General features: G+C 66.3%; 17 protein-coding genes. 13 read left to right on the top strand and 4 right to left on the bottom strand.

Features of this window, described 5'->3' with window-relative positions; genetic code table 11:
• Positions 1 to 99: 99 nt before the first annotated feature.
• The 8 genes from J2W23_RS14530 (at position 100) to J2W23_RS14565 (ending at position 9,081) form a co-directional block, all read left to right on the top strand.
• Positions 100 to 2,112, top strand: coding sequence for a helix-turn-helix domain-containing protein (locus J2W23_RS14530; protein WP_307649223.1), 2,013 nt, complete (start codon positions 100 to 102; stop codon positions 2,110 to 2,112).
• Positions 2,113 to 2,259: 147 nt separating this feature from the next.
• A complete protein-coding gene (locus J2W23_RS14535; RefSeq protein ID WP_307649224.1) occupies positions 2,260 to 2,847 on the top strand; it encodes an NAD(P)H-dependent oxidoreductase in 588 nt (195 codons plus the stop codon).
• On the top strand, positions 2,844 to 4,115 hold the full coding sequence (locus J2W23_RS14540; protein WP_307649225.1) for an amidohydrolase family protein: 1,272 nt from the start codon (positions 2,844 to 2,846) through the stop codon (positions 4,113 to 4,115). Before J2W23_RS14535 ends, J2W23_RS14540 begins: the two co-directional genes overlap by 4 nt.
• Before the next feature lie 19 nt (positions 4,116 to 4,134).
• Positions 4,135 to 4,998, top strand: coding sequence for a creatininase family protein (locus tag J2W23_RS14545; protein WP_176661549.1), 864 nt, complete (start codon positions 4,135 to 4,137; stop codon positions 4,996 to 4,998).
• A gap of 64 nt (positions 4,999 to 5,062) precedes the next feature.
• Positions 5,063 to 6,049 carry an ABC transporter substrate-binding protein gene (locus J2W23_RS14550; protein WP_176661548.1) on the top strand — a complete coding sequence of 329 codons (987 nt, stop codon included), beginning with the start codon at positions 5,063 to 5,065 and terminating at the stop codon, positions 6,047 to 6,049.
• Between the two features lie 13 nt (positions 6,050 to 6,062).
• Positions 6,063 to 6,893 (top strand): ABC transporter ATP-binding protein, encoded by an 831-nt coding sequence (locus J2W23_RS14555; protein WP_307649226.1) that lies wholly within the window; start codon positions 6,063 to 6,065, stop codon positions 6,891 to 6,893.
• Positions 6,890 to 7,693, top strand: a complete 804-nt coding sequence (locus J2W23_RS14560; protein WP_307649227.1) for an ABC transporter permease — start codon at positions 6,890 to 6,892, stop codon at positions 7,691 to 7,693. The genes J2W23_RS14555 and J2W23_RS14560 overlap by 4 nt, the downstream gene beginning before the upstream one ends.
• 23 nt (positions 7,694 to 7,716) lie before the next feature.
• The gene (locus tag J2W23_RS14565) at positions 7,717 to 9,081 is read left to right on the top strand and encodes an FAD-binding oxidoreductase (protein WP_176661545.1); all 1,365 of its coding nucleotides are present in this window, start codon (positions 7,717 to 7,719) and stop codon (positions 9,079 to 9,081) included.
• Between the two features lie 6 nt (positions 9,082 to 9,087).
• Here J2W23_RS14565 and lnt read toward each other — a convergent pair whose 3' ends face one another.
• The 4 genes from lnt to J2W23_RS14585 all read right to left on the bottom strand — a co-directional run bounded on the left by lnt (position 9,088) and on the right by J2W23_RS14585 (position 12,939).
• A complete protein-coding gene (lnt, locus tag J2W23_RS14570; protein ID WP_307649228.1) occupies positions 9,088 to 10,659 on the bottom strand; it encodes an apolipoprotein N-acyltransferase in 1,572 nt (523 codons plus the stop codon).
• Entirely contained in the window at positions 10,659 to 11,537 is an 879-nt protein-coding gene (locus tag J2W23_RS14575) for an HlyC/CorC family transporter (RefSeq protein ID WP_176661543.1), read from the bottom strand. Before J2W23_RS14575 ends, lnt begins: the two co-directional genes overlap by 1 nt.
• 90 nt (positions 11,538 to 11,627) lie before the next feature.
• A complete protein-coding gene (locus J2W23_RS14580; protein ID WP_176661542.1) occupies positions 11,628 to 12,356 on the bottom strand; it encodes a GNAT family N-acetyltransferase in 729 nt (242 codons plus the stop codon).
• A gap of 109 nt (positions 12,357 to 12,465) precedes the next feature.
• Positions 12,466 to 12,939, bottom strand: coding sequence for an Lrp/AsnC family transcriptional regulator (locus J2W23_RS14585; protein ID WP_013543779.1), 474 nt, complete (start codon positions 12,937 to 12,939; stop codon positions 12,466 to 12,468).
• Between the two features lie 145 nt (positions 12,940 to 13,084).
• Between J2W23_RS14585 and hppD the strand changes: the two genes are divergently transcribed.
• From hppD to J2W23_RS14610, 5 genes are all read left to right on the top strand, one after another.
• On the top strand, positions 13,085 to 14,212 hold the full coding sequence (gene hppD / locus J2W23_RS14590; RefSeq protein ID WP_307649229.1) for a 4-hydroxyphenylpyruvate dioxygenase: 1,128 nt from the start codon (positions 13,085 to 13,087) through the stop codon (positions 14,210 to 14,212).
• A 37-nt stretch (positions 14,213 to 14,249) separates the two neighbouring features.
• Complete coding sequence (locus J2W23_RS14595) at positions 14,250 to 15,059, top strand: transporter substrate-binding domain-containing protein (RefSeq protein ID WP_307649230.1); 810 nt, start codon at positions 14,250 to 14,252, stop codon at positions 15,057 to 15,059.
• Positions 15,060 to 15,083: 24 nt separating this feature from the next.
• Complete coding sequence (gene phhA, locus J2W23_RS14600; protein WP_307649231.1) at positions 15,084 to 15,956, top strand: phenylalanine 4-monooxygenase; 873 nt, start codon at positions 15,084 to 15,086, stop codon at positions 15,954 to 15,956.
• Positions 15,957 to 16,078: 122 nt separating this feature from the next.
• Positions 16,079 to 17,770, top strand: coding sequence for an AMP-binding protein (locus J2W23_RS14605; RefSeq protein ID WP_176661538.1), 1,692 nt, complete (start codon positions 16,079 to 16,081; stop codon positions 17,768 to 17,770).
• Entirely contained in the window at positions 17,771 to 18,703 is a 933-nt protein-coding gene (locus tag J2W23_RS14610) for an MBL fold metallo-hydrolase (RefSeq protein WP_176661537.1), read from the top strand.
• Positions 18,704 to 18,875 lie beyond the last annotated feature (172 nt).

Raw genomic sequence — 18,875 nt, forward strand, 5'->3', positions numbered from 1 at the left:
CCGTGCGATGTGATCCATGGCGCACGCGGCGCGCACCCGCGCGAACTAGGGCTTGGGCCCATGCCCATGCGCGCATCGTTCTGCTAGCCTTCGCGCCCTATGCCGGCATCGCCCCACGAACGAAAGCGAACGAACGGCCCGTCGCTGGGCCAGACAGGCGACGAGATCGCACCCGATCTCATCGGCCTCCTGCACCGAAACGCATCCGCCGAGGAGTTCGCCGCCTGTCTCGCGCATGTGGAGTCGCTGCCCGATGCGCTGCAGCGCAAGCCCGGGCTGGTGGAACTGGTGCGCATGGCCATGGCGCTGCGCAACCGGCTCGAGCTTCACGAGCAGCGCGAACGCGGCATGCTCGCGGTGATCGAATCCGCGCAGGACCTGTCGAGCCGCCTGGATCTCGCGGGCTTGCTGAAAGCCATCGTGAGCCGCGCGCGCAAGCTGATGGGAGCGCACCTGTGCTGGCTCACGATCTACGACACGGCGAGCGGCGAGTTCCAGGTGGTCGTGGCCGACGGCGCCATCTCCGACCGCACCGGCAAGATGACCGCAGGCAGGAACCTGGGCGTCGCGGGGATCGTGATGTCCACGCGCCTGCCCTTCTTCACGCCCGACTACCTGCACGACAACCGCTTCGCGCACGACCCGGCGCTGGACGACACCTTCAGGGACGAAGGCGTCGCGGCGCTGGTCGGCGCGCCGCTGATGTGCGACGACAACGTGATCGGCCTGCTCTTCGTGGCCGACCGCTACCACCGCACGCACACGGCGCTGAACGTGTCGATCCTCTGCACGCTCGCCACGCATGCGGCGGTCGCCATCAACAACGCCAAGGCCTTCGCGGAAGCGAAGACGGCGCTGGAGAACGCGGACCTGGCGCGCGCTGAACTCGAGCGGCATGCGCGCGATGTGCAGGAGGCGGCGGAGGCGCACGAACAGTTGACTTCGCTGCTCGCGAAGGGCGCCTCGCTCGGCGCGCTGTGCGAGTCGGTCGCGCAGCTCCTGAACGGCAGCGTGCTGGTGCTCGACGAAGCCAGCGAAGTGATCGGCCGGGCCACCGCGCCGGGCTATACCGGCACGGCGGCCGATGCCTATGCGCCGCACGACGCGCACAGCGCCGCGCTGGCGCAGGCGCTGCGCGAGAGCCGCCAGGCCGGCCGCTCGGCGGTCGCCTACACGCGCGACGGCGAGCTGTGCCGCGCGATCGCGGTGATCGGCGGCAACGACGTGCTCGGCGCGGTGCTGCTCTTTCGGCACGACGACCTGCGCGACATCTCGGTGCGCACCTTCGAGCGAAGCTCGAGCGTCATCGGCGTCGTGCTGCTGTCGCAGGAGCGCGTGGAAGCGAGCAAGAGCCGCGATGTCTCGGCGCTGCTGCACACGCTCATCTCGCCCAGGCAGGACGAGCCGGCCCTCACGCAGGACCGCGCCGAACGCTTTGGCCTCGATCTTTCGCAGCCGATCTCGCTGATGGTGGTCGAGATGGAGCAGCCGCGGCCGGGCTTCTGGGCGCGGCGCCTCAGGACCGGCGCGCCCCTGTCCGACCTGGTGATGGACGAAGTCGACGGGGCGCTGGCCATCGTGTGCGGCGCGACGAAGGCGCAGGACGTCCTGGCGCAATTCACCGCGTTCGCCAGCCGCGAACTCGGCGATGCCTACCGGGGCGTGCTGTCGAGGCCGGTGCGAACGCCCGCGGAAATGCCGGCCCTGTACGCGACGCTGCGGCGCGCGCTCGCGGTGCTGGGCCGCCTGGGCATGCGCGGCCACATCGTCGGGCAGAACGAGATGGCGCTGTACTCGGTGCTGTTCGAGACGCACGATCAGGCGAGCCTGAACACCTTCCTGAATGCAACCATCGGCGCTGTGATGGGCCACGACAGGAAGCGCGGATCGGAACTGACGGCCACGCTGCTGGCCTATTTCGACAACAACCAGAACGCGAAGACGACCGCGGCACGCATGGGCATCCACGTCAACACGGTGCGGCAGCGGCTCGCGAGCGTGGAGGAATTGCTGGGCCACTGGGGCAACGCAAGCCGGGCGCTGGAGATCCACGTGGCGCTGCGGCTCTGGAGCCTTGGCATGGCGGGCGACGCGCCGGCGCTCGAAGGCTGACCCGGCCACGCCTGCACGCAGGGCGCGGGGGCGCGGCTCGCCGGGCCCGGCCAGGAAATCCAGGGAAATCACCACGGCGGTGCATCCGGACTGGCACGTCGCTTGCATAACCTGACCACTTGCTCTGATTAAGCGGTCAAACACACCATGCGCGTGCTCGTCGTCTACTGCCACCCGGTCGAAACCAGCTTCCATGCGGCCCTGCACCAGGAAGTGCTGAAGAACCTGCGCGCGGCCGGGCACGAGGTGGACGACTGCGACCTGTACGCCGAGGGCTTCGATCCGGTGCTTTCGCGCGAGGAGCGGCTGGGCTACCACGATGTGCCCGGCAACCAGCTGCCGCTCAAGCCGTACGTGGAGCGGCTGCAGTGGGCCGAGGGCATCGTGTTCTGCTTTCCGACGTGGTGCTTCGGGCTGCCGGCGATGCTCAAGGGCTACTTCGACCGGCTCTTCATGCCAGGCGTGGCCTTCGACATCAGCGACCCGGCGAATGTGAAGCCGATGCTCACGCACATCAAGCGCATCAGCGCCGTGGTCACCTACGGCCGGCCGCGCTGGATGGCCTGGTACATGGGCGATCCGCCGCGCAAGATCGTCACGCGCTACATGAAGCGGCTCACCGGCCAGCGGGCCAAGGTGGACTACCACGCCCAGTACCACATGAACGTGGCGACCGAGCCCCAGCTCAAGCGCTTCATGGCGCACGTCGGCCAGGCCATGGCGCGCTTCGCATGAACGCGCCCGTGCTGCTCGACAACGCGCGGCTGCCGCGCTGGTTGCTGCCCTCGGACTGGCCGCAACGCGATGGCATACCGGCGCTCGCGCGCATCGCGCTCGATGCGGGGCGCGTGCAATCGGTGCACCCTGCCGGCGAGGCAACGCCCTCGCCCCGAAGCTGGGACCTCGCCGGCACCCTCGTGCTCCCCGGCTTCGTCGATGCCCACACGCACCTCGACAAGGCCTTCACGCTCCCGCGCATGAAAGATGTGCGGCCGGGCCTGCTCGGCGCCATCGACGCGATGCTCGCCGACCGCGTGCACTGGAGCCCCGCCGACGTGCGCGAGCGCGCCGCGCGCGGCCTGCAGTGGGCGTGGGAATGCGGCACCACGCATGTGCGCACGCACGTCGACTGGTGGGAGCCCGATGCGGTGCCGCTGGCCTGGCCGGTGCTGGCCGAGCTCGCACAGGAATGGGCGGACAGGGTGCGGCTGGAGCAGGTCAGCCTGATCAAGCTGCCGCTGTTCGAAGACGCGGCACAGGCATTGCGGCTTGCGAAACAGGTCAAGGCCACAGGCCCGCATGCGCTGCTCGGCGGTTTCGTGCATTCGACCAACTGGAGCGAGAACGCGCTGCGCAACCTGCTCAATGCAGCGCAGGCCTGCGACCTGGACATCGACCTGCATGTCGACGAAGAACTCAATGCCTCGGCGGTAGGCCTGCAGGCCACAGCGCGCCTTCTGCGGGAAATCGGCTTCGAAGGCCGCGTGGTCTGCGGCCACATCTGTGCGCTCGCGGCACAGCCTGAGTCGCAGGCCTTCGCCACGCTCGATGCGGTGGCGCGTGCGCCGATCACCGTGGTCTCGCTGCCCGCGACCAACCTGCTGCTGCAGGACGCGGTCACGGGCCGCACGCCGCGGCTGCGCGGCATCACGCTCGTGAAGGAAGCGCGCGAGCGCGGCATTCCACTCCTGTTCGCGAGCGACAACGTGCAAGACCCGTTCTGCCGCCTCGGCAGCTTCGACCCCGTCGAGGCGCTGGGCACGGCCGCGCTGGTCGCGCAACTCGACGAACCCTTCGACAACTGGTCGCAGGCGCTGTGCCGCAGCGACTGGCTGCAACGCGCACCCGCCACAACGACGCCCACGCTGGTCGGCGCAAAGGCCGACCTGGTGCTCTTCACGCAGGCCGATCGCCACGGCTGGCCCTCGCGCACCGCCACCCGCGTGGTGCTGCGCGACGGCCGCGTGACGCACGGCGACGCGACACCTTTTTTCCCCAAGTAAAGAACAAGCAAGGATTCCCATGCTCCACGGCTACATCCCGCCCCACCGCTTCCTGCCCTACCTGAGCTGGACCGAAATCGCGGCGCTCCCCGACCGCGAGAACACGGTCATCGTGCTGCCCTGCGGCGCCATCGAGCAGCACGGCCCGCACCTGCCGTGCTCGGTCGACAGCGTGATCGCCTCGGGCGTGATGGGCCGGGCGCTCGAGAAGCTGCCCGCCGAGGTGCGCGCCTTCGCGCTGCCCACCATCACCTACGGCAAGTCGGAAGAGCACCTGCACTTTCCCGGCACGATGACGCTGACCGGCACCACGCTGCTCTCGACCGTGACCGAGATCGGCGAGTCGGTCTACCGCGCGGGCTTTCGCAAGCTGTTGTTCGCCAACGGCCATGGCGGCCAGCCGCAGGTGCTGGAGATGGCGGCGCGCGAACTGCGGCTGCGGCATGGCGACTTCGTGGTGGTGCCGCACGGCGTGTCGCGCCTGCCGAATGCGTCCAGCAAGCAGATCAGCGAGCAAGAGAAACGCCTGTCGATGCACGCCGGCCATTCCGAGACGGCGCTGATGCTCGCGCTCGCACCCGACACGGTGCACATGGAGCGTGCCGCGGCCAACTTTCCGCCGCCCTTCCCGATCAAGCTGCTGTCGGCCGACGGCCGCCCGGCCTGCGCATGGACCGCGCGCGATTTCGGCCCGAGCGGCGTCATCGGCGACCCGACCAGCGCCACGCGCGAACAGGGCATCGAGATCCTGGAGACGCTGTCCGACAGCTGGGTGCAGGCGCTGACCGAGCTGCATGCGCTGCGCTGGGTGGTGCGCGAGGAGCCCACCTGGGAGCGCGGCCACCAGCAGGGCTTCATCCAGCAGTCGTTCGTGCCGGCCTGAGGCGCACGCCTTGCATCGGCCCTTTTCTCTGTTCTTTCAATCCTGCCTACGAGAGGTCCCCACCATGCGTTCCTTCGCTCTTTCCCTGGCCGGCGCCGCCGCGCTTTCCCTCCTCGCCGCTGCCGCGCCGGCGCAGGCCCAGGACAAATTCACCTACATGACCAACTGGTACGCGCAGGCCGAGCACGGCGGCTTCTACCAGGCGGTGGCGCAGGGCATCTACAAGAAGTACGGGCTGGACGTGACCATCAAGATGGGCGGCCCGCAGGTCAACATCACGCAGATGATGGCGGCCGGCCAAGCCGACTGCATCATGGGTTCGAGCGACATCCAGATGATGCAGGTGCGCGAGGGCGGCGTGCCGGTGGTCAACGTCGCGGCCTTCTTCCAGAAGGACCCGCAGGTGCTGATCGCGCACGACGACGTGAAGAAGTTCGAAGACCTCAAGGGCAAGACGCTCCTGATCGGCGCGCAGGCCAACCGCGGCTACTGGCCGTGGCTGAAGGCGAAGTTCGGCCTCACCGATGAACAGACGCGGCCCTACACCTTCAACATCCAGCCCTTCGTGGCGGACAAGAACACCGCGCAGCAGGGCTACCTGACCTCCGAGCCCTATGCCATTCAGAAGGCAGGCGTGAAGAGCACGGTGCTGATGTTCAGCGACCACGGCTTCCCCGCCTACGCGACCACGGTGTCGTGCATGGAGAAGACGGTGAAGGACCGCAGCAAGCAGGTCGCCGCGTTCGTGAAGGCCTCGGCCGAGGGCTGGAAGAGCTACCTCGCCGACCCCGCGCCCGCCAATGCGCTCATCAAGAAGGACAACCCCAACATGACCGACGACCAGCTGGCCTACAGCGTGGCCAAGCTCAAGGAGATGGGAATGATCACGGGCGGCGACGCGGCCAAGCTGGGCATCGGCGTGATCACCGATGCGCGGGCGAAGGCGAGCTACGACTTTCTCGTGAGCGCGAAGCTTCTGGACCCCGCGAAGGTCGAACTGGCCAAGACCTACACGACCGAGTTCGTGAAAGACGCCAAGGTCATTCCCTGAGCCTTCGCCTTCCATGAACCGCATCGAACCCCACACCCTCGCGCCGCCGACGGCCCCCGCCGTGCCCGCGGTGGAAGTGCTCTCGGCCGAGAAAACCTACCCCAACGGCACGCAGGCGCTGTTGCCGGTGGACCTGTCGATCGCCGAAGGCGAGTTCGTCACGCTGCTCGGGCCTTCGGGCTGCGGCAAGAGCACGCTGCTGAAGATGGTGGCGGGCATGCTGGAGCCGAGCGACGGGCGCCTCCTGGTGTGGCGCAAGCCGGTGAGCCAGTTGCACGACAGCGCGCGGCGCATGTCGTTCGTGTTCCAGTCGCCCACGCTGATGCCGTGGGCCAGCGTGCAGACCAATGTGCGGCTGCCGCTGGACCTTGCCGGCGTGCAGCGCAAGGAGGCGGATGCGCGAGTGACGGAATCCCTGGCACTCGTGGGGCTGGAGAAGTTCGCCAGTGCGTTGCCGCGTGCGCTCTCGGGCGGCATGCAGATGCGCGTGTCGATCGCGCGCGGGCTCGTCACACAGCCCGATCTTCTCTTGATGGACGAGCCCTTCGGTGCGCTCGACGAAATCACGCGCCACAAGCTCGATGCCGACCTGCTCGAGCTCTGGCGCAAGAAGAAACTGACGGTGATCTTCGTGACGCACTCGATCCATGAGGCGGTGTTCCTGTCGAGCCGCGTGGTGATGATGGCCGCGCGGCCGGGGCGCGTGGTGGAGCAGTTCCAGATCGACGAGCCCTACCCGCGCAGCGCCGACTTCATGGTGACGCCCGAGTTCGCGAAGTATGCGAAGCGGCTGCAGGACAGCCTGCTGCGCGCAAGCCAGGGCGACGAGGAGCACGCGCAATGAAGCAAACGCCCCTTCTGAACCAACCGCGCGTGCAGCGCGTGTTGTACCCCGTGCTGATCGGCGTGGTGCTCGTGGCGCTGTGGCAATGGATGGTGGTGGCGATGGAGTTGCCGCCCTACCTCGTACCCTCGCCGTATCTCATGATGCAGACGCTGGTGACCGACTGGGTACCTCTCGGCAACGCGTTGCTGGTCACGCTCAAGATCACGGTGCTGTCGTTCGCGCTGGCGACGGTGGCCGGCGTGCTGATCTCGTTCCTCTTCGTGCAGAGCAAGCGCATCGAAACCGCGCTCTTCCCGTACGCGGTGCTGCTGCAGGTAACGCCCATCGTCGCGGTGGCGCCGCTCATCATCATCTGGGTGAAGAACCCGGTGGCGGCGATGACGGTGTGCGCTGCGCTGGTGGCGCTGTTCCCGATCATCAGCAACACGACGCTGGGGCTGCGCAGCATCGACCCCGATCTGCAGAGCTACTTCAAGCTGAACCGCGCGACCCGCTGGCAGCAGCTGGTGCGGCTTCGCATTCCGAGCGCGCTGCCGTACTTCTTCGGGGGCCTGCGCATCTCCAGCGGCCTCGCGCTGATCGGTGCTGTGGTGGCGGAATTTGTCGCAGGCACGGGCGGCTCTGGCGCGGGGCTGGCCTACCAGATCCTGCAGGCGGGCTTCCAGCTCAACATTCCGCGCATGTTCGCTGCACTGCTGCTCATCTCGCTGACCGGCGTGGCGCTCTTCGTGCTGATGGCCTGGCTCACCAAGGTGGCGCTGGGCTCCTGGCATGCGAGCGAACTTTCCCAAGACTGATATTGCTGACATCGACGACGACCATGAACGCTCCCGCTTCTTCCATCGAGCAACTGCTGCTCGAACTGCCCGACCTCGACTGGATCACCGACGAAGGGCGCGTCACGCGGCTCTCGCAGGATTTCTCGTGGTTCAGCCCGGTGCTGAACCGCCAGCTGAAGGACAAGCGCGCCGATGTCGTCGTGCGACCGCGCAGCGAAGACGAGATTCGCTCCGTGGTGGGTGCGTGCGCGCGCCGCGGCGTGCCGATCGTCATTCGCGGCAGCGGCACCGGCAACTACGGACAGACCACGCCGCTCGCGGGCGGCGTGGTGCTCGACATGACGGGCTACAACGCCTGCCTCTGGGTGCAGCCCGGCGTGGCGCGTGCGCAGGCCGGCATCCGACTCGGCGAACTGGAGAAGCAGACGAAGCCTTCGGGCCAGGAGATGCGCTGCGTGCCGTCCACCTACCGCAGCGCGACGCTGGGCGGGCTTTTCGGCGGCGGCTTCGGCGGCGTGGGCTCGATCAACTACGGGCCGCTCGGCGCGCCCGGCAACGTGCTGGGCATCCGCGCGATGACGATCGAGCCCGAGCCGCAGGTGGTCGAGCTGCGCGGTGCCGAGGCGATGCGCATGCACCACCTGTGGGGCACCAACGGGCTCGTGCTGGAGCTCGAGGTTGCATTGGCGCCCGCGCATCCGTGGCTCGAGACGCTGGTGACTTTCGACGACTTCGAGAACGCGCTGCATTTCGCCGACAAGCTCGCGAACGGGCCGGGCATCGTCAAGCGCGAGATCGCGTTCTTCGCGGCGCCGATCTCCGATCACCTCGCGCAGCTCGCGGCGCACCTGCCCAAGGGCTGCCACACGGTGCTGTCGCTGGTGGCGGAATCGTGCGAGCCGGCGCTGCTGCAACTGGCCGAGGCGCATGGCGGCACCGTGAGCTACCGCAAGACCGCAGCCGAGGTGCAGAAAAGCAACCGCACGCTGATGGAGTTCACCTGGAACCACACCACGCTGCATGCGCTGAAGATCGATCCGACGCTGACTTACCTGCAGAGCGGTTTCATTCCCGGCAGGCATGTCGAGCAGATCATCGAGATGGAAAAGCTGCTGGGCGGCGAGGTGATGATGCACATCGAGTTCATCCGCAACGTGGCGGGTCTCATGACCTGCAGCGGGCTTCAGCTGGTGCGCTTCAGCACCGAGGAGCGGCTCGCCGAGATCATCGACATCCACCGCGCGCACAACGTGCACATCAACAACCCGCACGTGAACATCGTGGAAGACGGCAAGGCCGGCGGGCCGCTGCCGGCCGAGGTGATCGCGGTGAAGAAGCGCTTCGACCCGATGGGCTTGCTGAACCCCGGCAAGCTGCGCGACTGGCCAGTGCGGCAGGCGGCCTGAAGGCGTTCAGCGCTGGCGGCGGCCCAGCGCGAAGGCGATGCCGACGATGGCGAGCATCGCGATCCACAACGGCCACAGGCCGAACGGCGCCACCCAGCGCGCGTACGGCGTGAGTCCGGTGCGGCCTTCGACCGTGGCTTCGAGCACGCCGCGCGTGAGGCGCGGCAACTGGTGCGTCACGCGACCTTCGGCGTCGATGACGACGGTGGCGCCGGTGTTGGTGGCACGCACCATCGGCCGCGCGAATTCGAGCGAGCGCATGCGCGAGATGGACAGGTGCTCGTCGATGGCGACCGAGTCGCCGAACCACGCGATGTTGCTCACGTTGAGCAGGATGGTCGGCGCCTTGGCCTCGTCGCGGAAGTTCGCGCCGATCTCGTCGCCGAACAAGTCTTCGTAGCAGATGTTCGGCGCGATGCGCTGGCCCTGCCAGACGAACGGGGCCTGCGCGAGGCCGCCGCGCTGGAAATCGCCGAGCGGGATGTTCATCATCTGGATGAACCAGCGGAAGCCCGGCGGGATGAATTCGCCGAAGGGCACGAGGTGGTGCTTGCTGTATTGGTAAGGCTGCGAGGCACCGGGCTGGAAGCCGAGCACCGCGTTGCTGTAGCCGCCGCGCCCGCCCAGCGGCAGGCCGACGATGGCCGCTTGCGTGCCGCTGCTGTAGCGCGCCTGGATCGCCTCGAGGTAGCCGGCCGGCAATTGCTGGGGCAGCAGCGGCACAGCGGTTTCGGGCGTGACGACGAGCGAGGCCTTGGCATCGCGCAGTTGTTCGCCGTACCAGCGCAGGGCGGTCTCGATGCCGCCACCGGGGATGAATTTCTCGTCTTGCGGGATATTGCCTTGCAGGAGGGCGACCTGGAGGCTGCCGCTGCCGGCGCCCCGCAGCGAGGGCGCGAAATGAGGGAGTCCGAACACGAGTGCGATCAGCACCAGCCCCTGCACGACCTCGGTGCGGCGCGGAAGGGAGCCCAGCGCAACGAGCGCCATCGCGAGCGCCGCGACGGCGCCGATGCCATAGACGCCGATCCACGGCGCCCATGCGGCGAGCGGGCCTTCCACATGCGCATAGCCGCCCGCGCCCCAGGGAAAGCCGGTGAACCAGCTGCCGCGCACGAGCTCGGCGAGCGTCCACAGCGCGGCGAAGACCAGCGCGCCGGTCACGCGTCCCTTCGGGCCGCGCACCACGAACCATGCGGCAGCCACGGCGTAGTAGAGCCCCAGCGCGGCGGCGAGCGCCAGCACGGCGATGGCGGCGAGCGGCGCCGGCAGCCCGCCGTAGGTGTGCATCGAAATGAAGAGCCACCAGAAGCTGCCGGCGAGCCAGGTGGTCGAGAAGAGCCAGGCGTGAAGCCCGGCGCGGCGCCAGCCGGCGCCCTCGGCACGCAGGCTGGCGAGCAGCCAGACCAGCGCCCCCATCGAAAGCAGCTGCAGCCACCACAGCGGCCTTCCGCCGAGCGGCCAGGCGATCGACAGCGACTGCGCCAATCCGGCCAACCCGAACCCGAGCAGCCGAAGCCAGGCCATCACAGGAGAAGCAGGCGAGATACGCGCCGTCGCCGCCGCGGGCAGCGGCATCAGTCGGCCGCGTCGCCGCCGCGTGCCGGCGACACCTTGAACCAGCGCACTGCGCCGCCCTTGGTGTGCAGCACCACGAAGTCGAAGCCGCCCATCGCATGGTGCTCGCCGCGCTTGGGCACGTGGCCCATCTCATGCGCGATGAGGCCGCCGATGGTGTCGAAGTCTTCGCTCAGTTGCTCTTCGTCGAACACGATGCCGAAGGCCTCGGCCACGCGCTCGATGGGCGTGTCGCCCGAGACACGGTAGGTGTGGTCGGCCAGGCCGAAGATGTCGCCCTCGTCCTCGGCGATGTCGAACTCGTCCTCGATTTCGCCGACGATCTGCTCGAGCACGTCCTCGATGGTGATGAGGCCGGCCACGCGGCCGAACTCGTCGATGACGATGGCCAGGTGATTGCGGTTGCCGCGGAACTCGCGCAGGAGATCGTTCAGGCCCTTGCTCTCGGGCACGAAGGTGGCCGGGCGCAACAGAGCGCGAATGTTCAGGCCCGGCGCGCGCTGCAGCTTGAGCAGGTCCTTCGCCAGCAGGATGCCGATGATGTTTTCTTTTTCGCCCTCGTACACCGGAAAGCGCGAATGCGCGGTGTCGATGATGAGGTGCAGCAGCGCATCGAACGGCGCATCGATGTTCACCAGGTCCATGCGCGGCGCGGCAACCATGACGTCGCCGGCAGTCATGTCGGCCATGCGCAGCACGCCTTCGAGCATCACGCGCGACTCGGCGCCAATCACCTCGTTGTCCTCGGCATCGGCCAAGGTTTCGATCAGCTCGTCGCGCGAGTCGGGACCAGGGTGGATGAATTCGGCAAGCTTCTGGAGGAAGCCGCGCTTGTCTTCCCGTTCTACGGGTGCGCGTTCAGGGTGAGGTTCGGCCACTGCGGGAGGGCGGAGTTGAGGAGGGACAAGGATAACGGATTGCGTGTGACACGCTCTACCGCCCGCTCGGCATAGGCCGTTTCGGGGCGCTCAGGGGGCAGATTTGCTGCGGGCATCGCGCATGCCGCTGCGCACTTCCTGCAGGCTCGCGAGGAAGGCCCAGAACTGCTTGGCGCGGCTCTTCAGGGCGAAGTCGACCGCCGCGTAGTGCTCCAGCGAGATCTGGCTCATGCGACTGTCGAAGGTGGCCTCCGGCAGTTGCAGATGCGCTTCGGCTTCGGCACCGCTGCGCACCACGGTCGCGCCGGCGTTGCGGGCGATCTTGAGCATGGCGGCGTTTTCGCTCAGCGCGTGGATGAAGAGCATGCCCACGCCTTCGTTGCGGGCGACGACCACCGCGCGCTCGAACAGGCGCGCGCCGTAGCCGCGGCCGCGGGCGTGCGCGGAGACCGAAACACCGAATTCGGCGCAGTCGCTGTGCTGGTCGCCCGGCGCGAAAGCCAGGTGGGACATCGCGATCAGTTCGAGGCGGCGGTTGTAGATGCCGAACATCTCGTCGCGCTCGAAATCGAGGCTGTCGACATAGCGCTGGACCTGCTCGTCGGCCGCGGCATAGCCGAAGCGCAGGTAACGGTCGTGGGGGGTCAGCGCCAGCAGGTGCTGCGCGATGCGCTCCCGCTCGCGGGGGCCGATCGAGCGGATCGGCACCATGACGGGCTGGGGCGAAGAGACAGCGCGTGGCTGGGTCTCAACCATCGGCGCTTTCAGGAAAGAGCCGAGGCCGAGAGACGCTTTGAGGAGGGTCTTGGCGGTAAGCATGGCTCAAATGTAAGGGTTTTCCCTTAACCAACAACCCACCAAGGACACTTCCAAGACACATTCGTGACCCATTACCAGAACACGTGGCGCCCGAGCAACCACTTCGTGGTTAAACGGGTACGGCTGTTGTGGCTTTGACACGGTCCAGCACGAAGCTGGTCTTGCAGTCTTCGACGCTGGGGTGCTTGAGCAGGGTGTCCATGATGAAGCGGCTGTAGTGCGCCATGTCGGCCACCACGACGCGCAACAGGTAGTCCATGTCGCCCGTGAGTGCGGCGCATTCGACCACCTCTGGCCAGGTCTGGACGCTGGCGCGGAACAGGTCCATCGGGTTGCGCTTGTGGGTCTCGGTGTGCTTTTCGAGCCGCACATTGAGGTAGGCCGTGAGGCCCAGGCCGATCACCTCGGGACGCACGAGGGCGACGTAGCGGTCGATCACCTTGCTTTCCTCCAGGCGCTTGACCCGCCGCAGCACGGCGCTGGGCGACAGGCTGACCTGCTCCGCGAGCTGGTCGTAGGTTGCGCGCCCGTCTGCTTGCAGCGTGCGCAGAATGAGCCTATCAATCTTGTCGAGTGCTTCCATTGGGCCATTTTTGCAGTTTTACTGCGCATCTGCTATCAAACGCGCCCGACAACGCTGAAAACTTGAGCGGCAACCAACCTACATTGCAGCACGGGCGTTTTTCGCCCACCTCTTACCTGTCTATCGATCCTTCTGGAGACCGCACATGAGCCAAGCCGACGCACCCGCCTTCACCCCTTGGGAGAACCCCATGGGGACCGACGGCTTCGAATTCATCGAATACGCGGCGCCGGACCCGGTCGCCATGGGCAAGGTGTTCGAGCGCATGGGTTTCACGGCCATCGCCAAGCACCGCCACAAGAACGTGCTGCTGTACCGCCAGGGCGATATCAACTTCATCCTGAATGCCGAGCCCGATTCGTTCGCGCAGCGCTTCGCCCGCGAGCACGGCCCGAGCGTCTGCGCCATCGCCTTCCGCGTGCAGGACGCCAAGCAGGCCTATGAGCGTGCCATCTCGCTGGGCGCCTGGGGCTTCGCCGACAAGGTCGGCCCGGGCGAATTGAACATCCCCGCCATCAAGGGCGTCGGCGACAGCCTGATCTACCTGGTGGACCGCTGGCCCGGCAAGAACGGCGCGAAGCCCGGCGATATCGGCAACATCGGCTTCTACGACGTCGACTTCGAGCCGCTGCCGGGCGTGTCCTCGCAGGACGGCCTGGCCACCAAGGGCAACGGCCTCACCTACGTCGACCACCTGACGCACAACGTGTACCGTGGCCGCATGAACGTGTGGGCCGGCTTCTACGAGAAGCTCTTCAACTTCCGCGAGATCAAGTACTTCGACATCGAAGGCCAGGTCACCGGCGTGAAGAGCAAGGCCATGACCAGCCCCTGCGGCAAGATCCGCATCCCGATCAACGAAGAAGGCAAGGAACAGGCCGGCCAGATCCAGGAGTACCTGGACATGTACAAGGGCGAAGGCATCCAGCACATCGCCATGGGTTCGGACAACCTGTACGAGACCGTCGATGCGATGCGTGCCAAGGGCGTCGTGCTGCTCGACACCATCGACACCTACTACGAACTGGTCGACAAGCGCATCCCCGAGCATGGCGAGAGCGTGGCCGAACTGAAGAAGCGCAAGATCCTGATCGACGGCAAGAAGGACGCGCTGCTTCTGCAGATCTTCAGCGAGAACCAGCTGGGCCCGATCTTCTTCGAGTTCATCCAGCGCAAGGGCGACGACGGTTTCGGCAACGGCAACTTCAAGGCGCTGTTCGAGAGCATCGAGCTCGACCAGATGCGCCGGGGCGTGCTGACCGCCGCAAAATAAGGCCCCCCTCAACCGCCCTTATTTGCCAGGAGCCTTCATGCGCAGCAGCAGCACGTCTTCGATCGGTTTGACCTTCATCGCGGCGGCTGCCGCCGTTCTTTCGGGTTGCGCGATGGCACCGGCGGCAACAACGCCCGCAGCCGCCTCGCACCTGGATTCGGTGCAGAAGGCTGCGGTGCTGCGCATCTGTACCCCTGGCGACTACAAGCCCTTCAGCTTCCAGAAGACCGATGCCTCGTTCGAAGGCATCGACGTCGACCTGATGACCGGCTTCAGCGCGAGCCTTGGCGCCAGGCCCGAGTGGGTCAAGACCACCTGGGCCAACCTGCTGCCCGACCTCGCCGCAGGCAAGTGCGACATCGCAGTGGGCGGCGTGTCGGTCACCACCGACCGCCAGAAGCGCGCCTTCTTCAGCACGCCCTACATGGTCAACGGCAAGACGCCGATCGCGCGCTGCGCCGACGTGGCCAAGTACCAGAGCGTCGCCGCCATCGACCAGCCTTCGACGCGCGTCATCTTCAACCCGGGTGGCAGCAACGAACGTTTCGCCCGTGCCAACTTCAAGCAAGCGAAGCTGACGCTGCACGGCGAGAACGTGACGATCTTCGACGAGATCCTCGCCAACCGCGCCGACGTGTTCGTCACCGAGGCGGCGGAGGCCATCACGCAGCAGAAGCTCAAGCCGGGCCTGTGCGCAGTGAACCCCGACAAGCCGCTGCAATACGGCGAGATGGCCTGGATGCTGCCGCGCGACGACGTGGCCTTCAAGTCGTACGTCGACCAGTGGCTGCACCTGCAGCAGGCCGGCGGCGACTTCCAGCGGGTGATGGACCGCTGGCTCAAATAACCCGAGAGAGAAACAAGATTCCCCATGGATTCCCCTGCCGCTGCCGTCATCCCCGCCGTCTATGGTGCATCCGATCGCCCGCCGCGCGGCGACTACTCGCGCGGCGGCTCGGTGCAAGCCGACTACACCTGCCCGCAGGACTGGGCCAGCTACACGGCGGCCGACCACGACACCTACCGGCGGCTCTACGAGCGGCAGGCCGCGCAGTTGCCGGGCCTGGCCTGCGATGCGTTCATCAACGCGCTCCCGTCGCTGGGCGTGAAAGACCGCATCCCGCACTTCGATGAAATCAACGAGCGACTGCACAAGGCGACGGGCTGGGAAATCGTCGCGGTGCCGGGGCTCATTCCGGAGCTGCCTTTCTTCACGCTGCTTGCGAACCGCAAGTTCCCGGTGACCGACTGGATCCGCAAGCCCGAGGAGTTCAACTACATCGTGGAGCCCGACGTGTTCCACGATCTCTTCGGCCACGTGCCGATGCTGTTCGACCCGACCTTTGCCGACTACGTGCAGCGCTATGGCGCGGGCGGCATCAAGGCGCACGAGTTGGGTGCGGGCGAAAAACTCTCGCGGCTGTACTGGTACACGGTGGAGTTCGGCCTGATTCGCCAGCCAGACGGCCTGCGCGCCTATGGCGCCGGCATCCTGAGCTCGGTGGGCGAACTCCAGCATGCCGTGCTCAGCAATGAGCCGCGCCGGTTGCCGCTGGACCTGCTGCGCGCCATGCGCACGCGCTACAAGATCGACACCTACCAGAGCAACTACTTCGTCATCGAAGACTTCGCGCAGCTCTTCGATCTCACGGCGCCGGATTTCACCCCGATCTACGAAGCGCTCGCGGTCGAGGCCGACATCGAGCCCGGCGTGCTGCTGCCGGGCGAGACCGGCAAGGCCTGAGAGAGGGCGCGCGCCGCGCAGCGGCGCTATCGCCTGCGCGACACCGCGCGCGGGCACCCTAGGACAAGCCCGCTGGTGGCTGGGAGCACCTCGCTCCCACAATCCGCGCCAAAGGAGCTTGCATGCAGACATCCGCGCGACAAAACTATCCGGCCGGCGTGCCCGAGGAAATCAATCCCGAGCAATACCGGTCCCTGCCCCACATGTTCGAGGAGGCGTTCGGTCGCTACAAGGACCGGCCGTTCTCGGTCTGCATGGAGCGCTGGATGACTTACGGCGAACTCGATGTGCTGTCGAAGGCGCTGGGCGCCTGGCTGCAGTCGAAGGGGCTCGAGCCGGGCGCGCGGGTGGCGATCATGCTGCCCAACATCCCGCAGTTCGCAGTCACGATGTGCGGCGTGCTGCGCGCGGGCTACACCTGCGTGAATGTCAACCCGCTCTACACGGCGCGCGAACTGGAGCATCAGCTCAAGGATTCGGGCGCGACGGCGATCGTCATCCTCGAGAACTTCGCCTCGACGCTCGAGCAGGTGATCGAGCGCACGCCGGTCAAGCACGTGGTCATGACCTCGATGGGCGACCTGCTCGGCGGCCTGTATGGCGCGTGGATCACGCTGGCCGTGCGTCACCTCGCCAAGATGGTGCCGCCGTACAAGTTGCCGCTGAGCGATGGGCGTACGGTGACGCCGTTCACGCAAGCCATCTCTGAAGGACGTGGACGCACGCTGGCGGCCGACCAGAGCACGCTCGATTCGATCGCCTTCCTGCAGTACACCGGCGGCACGACCGGGCTGTCGAAGGGCGCGGTGCTCACGCATCGCAACATCGCCGCCGCGACGCTGCAGGCCGAGGCCTGGTTCACGCCGGCGCTGGCCCGCGCCGGTGATCTCGCGAAGGTCAACAGCATCGCGGCGCTGCCGCTGTATCACATCTTCGCGTTGACGCTGTGCCTGCTGGTGATCCGGCAGGGCTCGCACATGACGCTGATCCCGAACCCGCGCGACTTCGACAAGTTCATCGCGGTGCTGAAGAAACGGCCGTTCCACATGCTGCCGGCGGTGAACACGCTGTTCAATGCGCTCTTGATGCATCCGCAGTTCAAGACGATCGACTTCTCGACGCTGTTCGTCTCGCAGGCCGGGGGCATGGCTGCGTCGGAAGGCACCGCGCGCAAATGGTTCGAGGCGACCGGCTGTCCGATGATCGAAGGCTGGGGCATGAGCGAGACCTGCGCGATCGGCACCAACAACCCGGTGTCGAACACCAAGTTCACCGGCACCATCGGGCTTCCGCTACCGAGCATCGAGATCGCGATCAAGGACGACGAAGGGAACTCGGTGCCGGTCGGCCAATCGGGCGAGCTCTGCATCAAGGGCCCCAACGTGATGACGGGCTACTACAACCAGCCGGCCGAGACCGCGGCCGCGTTCACCGCCGATGGCTTCATGCGGACGGGCGATATCGCCGTGATGCAGGAAGATGGCTACAGCCGCATCGTCGATCGCAAGAAGGACATGATCCTGGTGAGTGGCTTCAACGTGTTCCCCAATGAGTTGGAAAACGTGATTTCGCTATGCCCAGGTGTTGTCGAATGCGCGGCGGTGGGCGTTCCCGACGAGAAGCAGGGCGAGGCAATCAAGGTCTTCGTGGTGCGCCGGGACCCGAACCTGACCGAGGACGCGGTGCTGCAGTACTGCAATGGGCAGCTCACTGGGTACAAGCGGCCGAAGCACATCGAGTTTCGCGATTCCTTGCCGAAAACCAATGTCGGGAAGATCCTGCGGCGCGAACTTCGCACCAGCGCGAGTGCCTGAATGAGCAACGCCACGGCGAGCGCCGGCTTGCCGGCGAATGTCGTCGTGTTCGAGCGGGGATGGCTGTCGTCGAACAACATCCTCTTTGTCGGTGCGGAGGAAACCGCGCTGGTCGACACCGGCTATGCCACGCATGCCGAGCAGACGTTGGCGTTGGTCGAATCTGCGCTGGGCGCCCGGCCGCTGGATCGCGTGCTGAATACGCATTTGCACAGTGATCATTGCGGGGGAAATGCCGCGTTGCAGCTGCGCTACCCGGCGCTTCGAACAGATATACCTCCCGGTGAAGCGGCGCTGGTGCAGCGTTGGGACGAGCGCGGCCTGAGTTTCCTTGCGACGGGGCAGACTTGTCCTCGTTTTCGGTTCACGGGGCTGCTGCAACCTGGAACGGAATGCCGGCTTGGCGACCGTGCATGGGAAGTTCACAGCGCGCCTGGCCATGATCCCCATTCGATCATCCTGTTCGATCCGGTTTCGCGGACGCTGATCTCCGCGGATGCGCTGTGGGAGAACGGTTTTGGCATCGCATTCCCCGAACTGGCGGGAGAGCCGTCTTTTGGCGAAATCGCCGAGACGTTGGATTGCATAGAGAAACTGGCGCCGCTGCAGGTGATTCCTGGGCACGGCCGTGTGTTCAATAACGTCAGCAGCGCGTTGAGTACTGCACGCCGCCGTCTCGCGGGACTGCAGCGCGATCCAGTGAAGCACGCCCGGCACGCCATCAAGGTGCTGATGAAGTTCAAGCTGCTGGAAATGCAGCACATCGCTCTCGAAGACTGGTCGGCGTGGTTAAGGGGCACGCCCTACCTGGAGGCTATTCGCCTTCGCTTCTTTTCAGATGAAGAACTGAATCAGTTGACCGAGGATATCCTCGCCGAATTGATTGCCGCAGGCGCGGCCGAGAGGGATGCTCTGGGTATTCGCAATATCTGAACCCGGTCGTTTCAAAATAGAAAAACGTGCCATTCAGGATTGGCGCGCTTTGTTTATTTCTCAGATTTCGAATTCGAAATGCAAAAAACCCCAGTCATAGCTGACTGGGGTTTTCTGGGCTGTAAGAGCCTGACGATGACCTACTTTCACACGGGAACCCGCACTATCATCG

The sequence above is a fragment of the Variovorax boronicumulans genome, from assembly GCF_030812215.1.
Classification (GTDB): Bacteria; Pseudomonadota; Gammaproteobacteria; order Burkholderiales; family Burkholderiaceae_C; genus Variovorax; species Variovorax boronicumulans_C.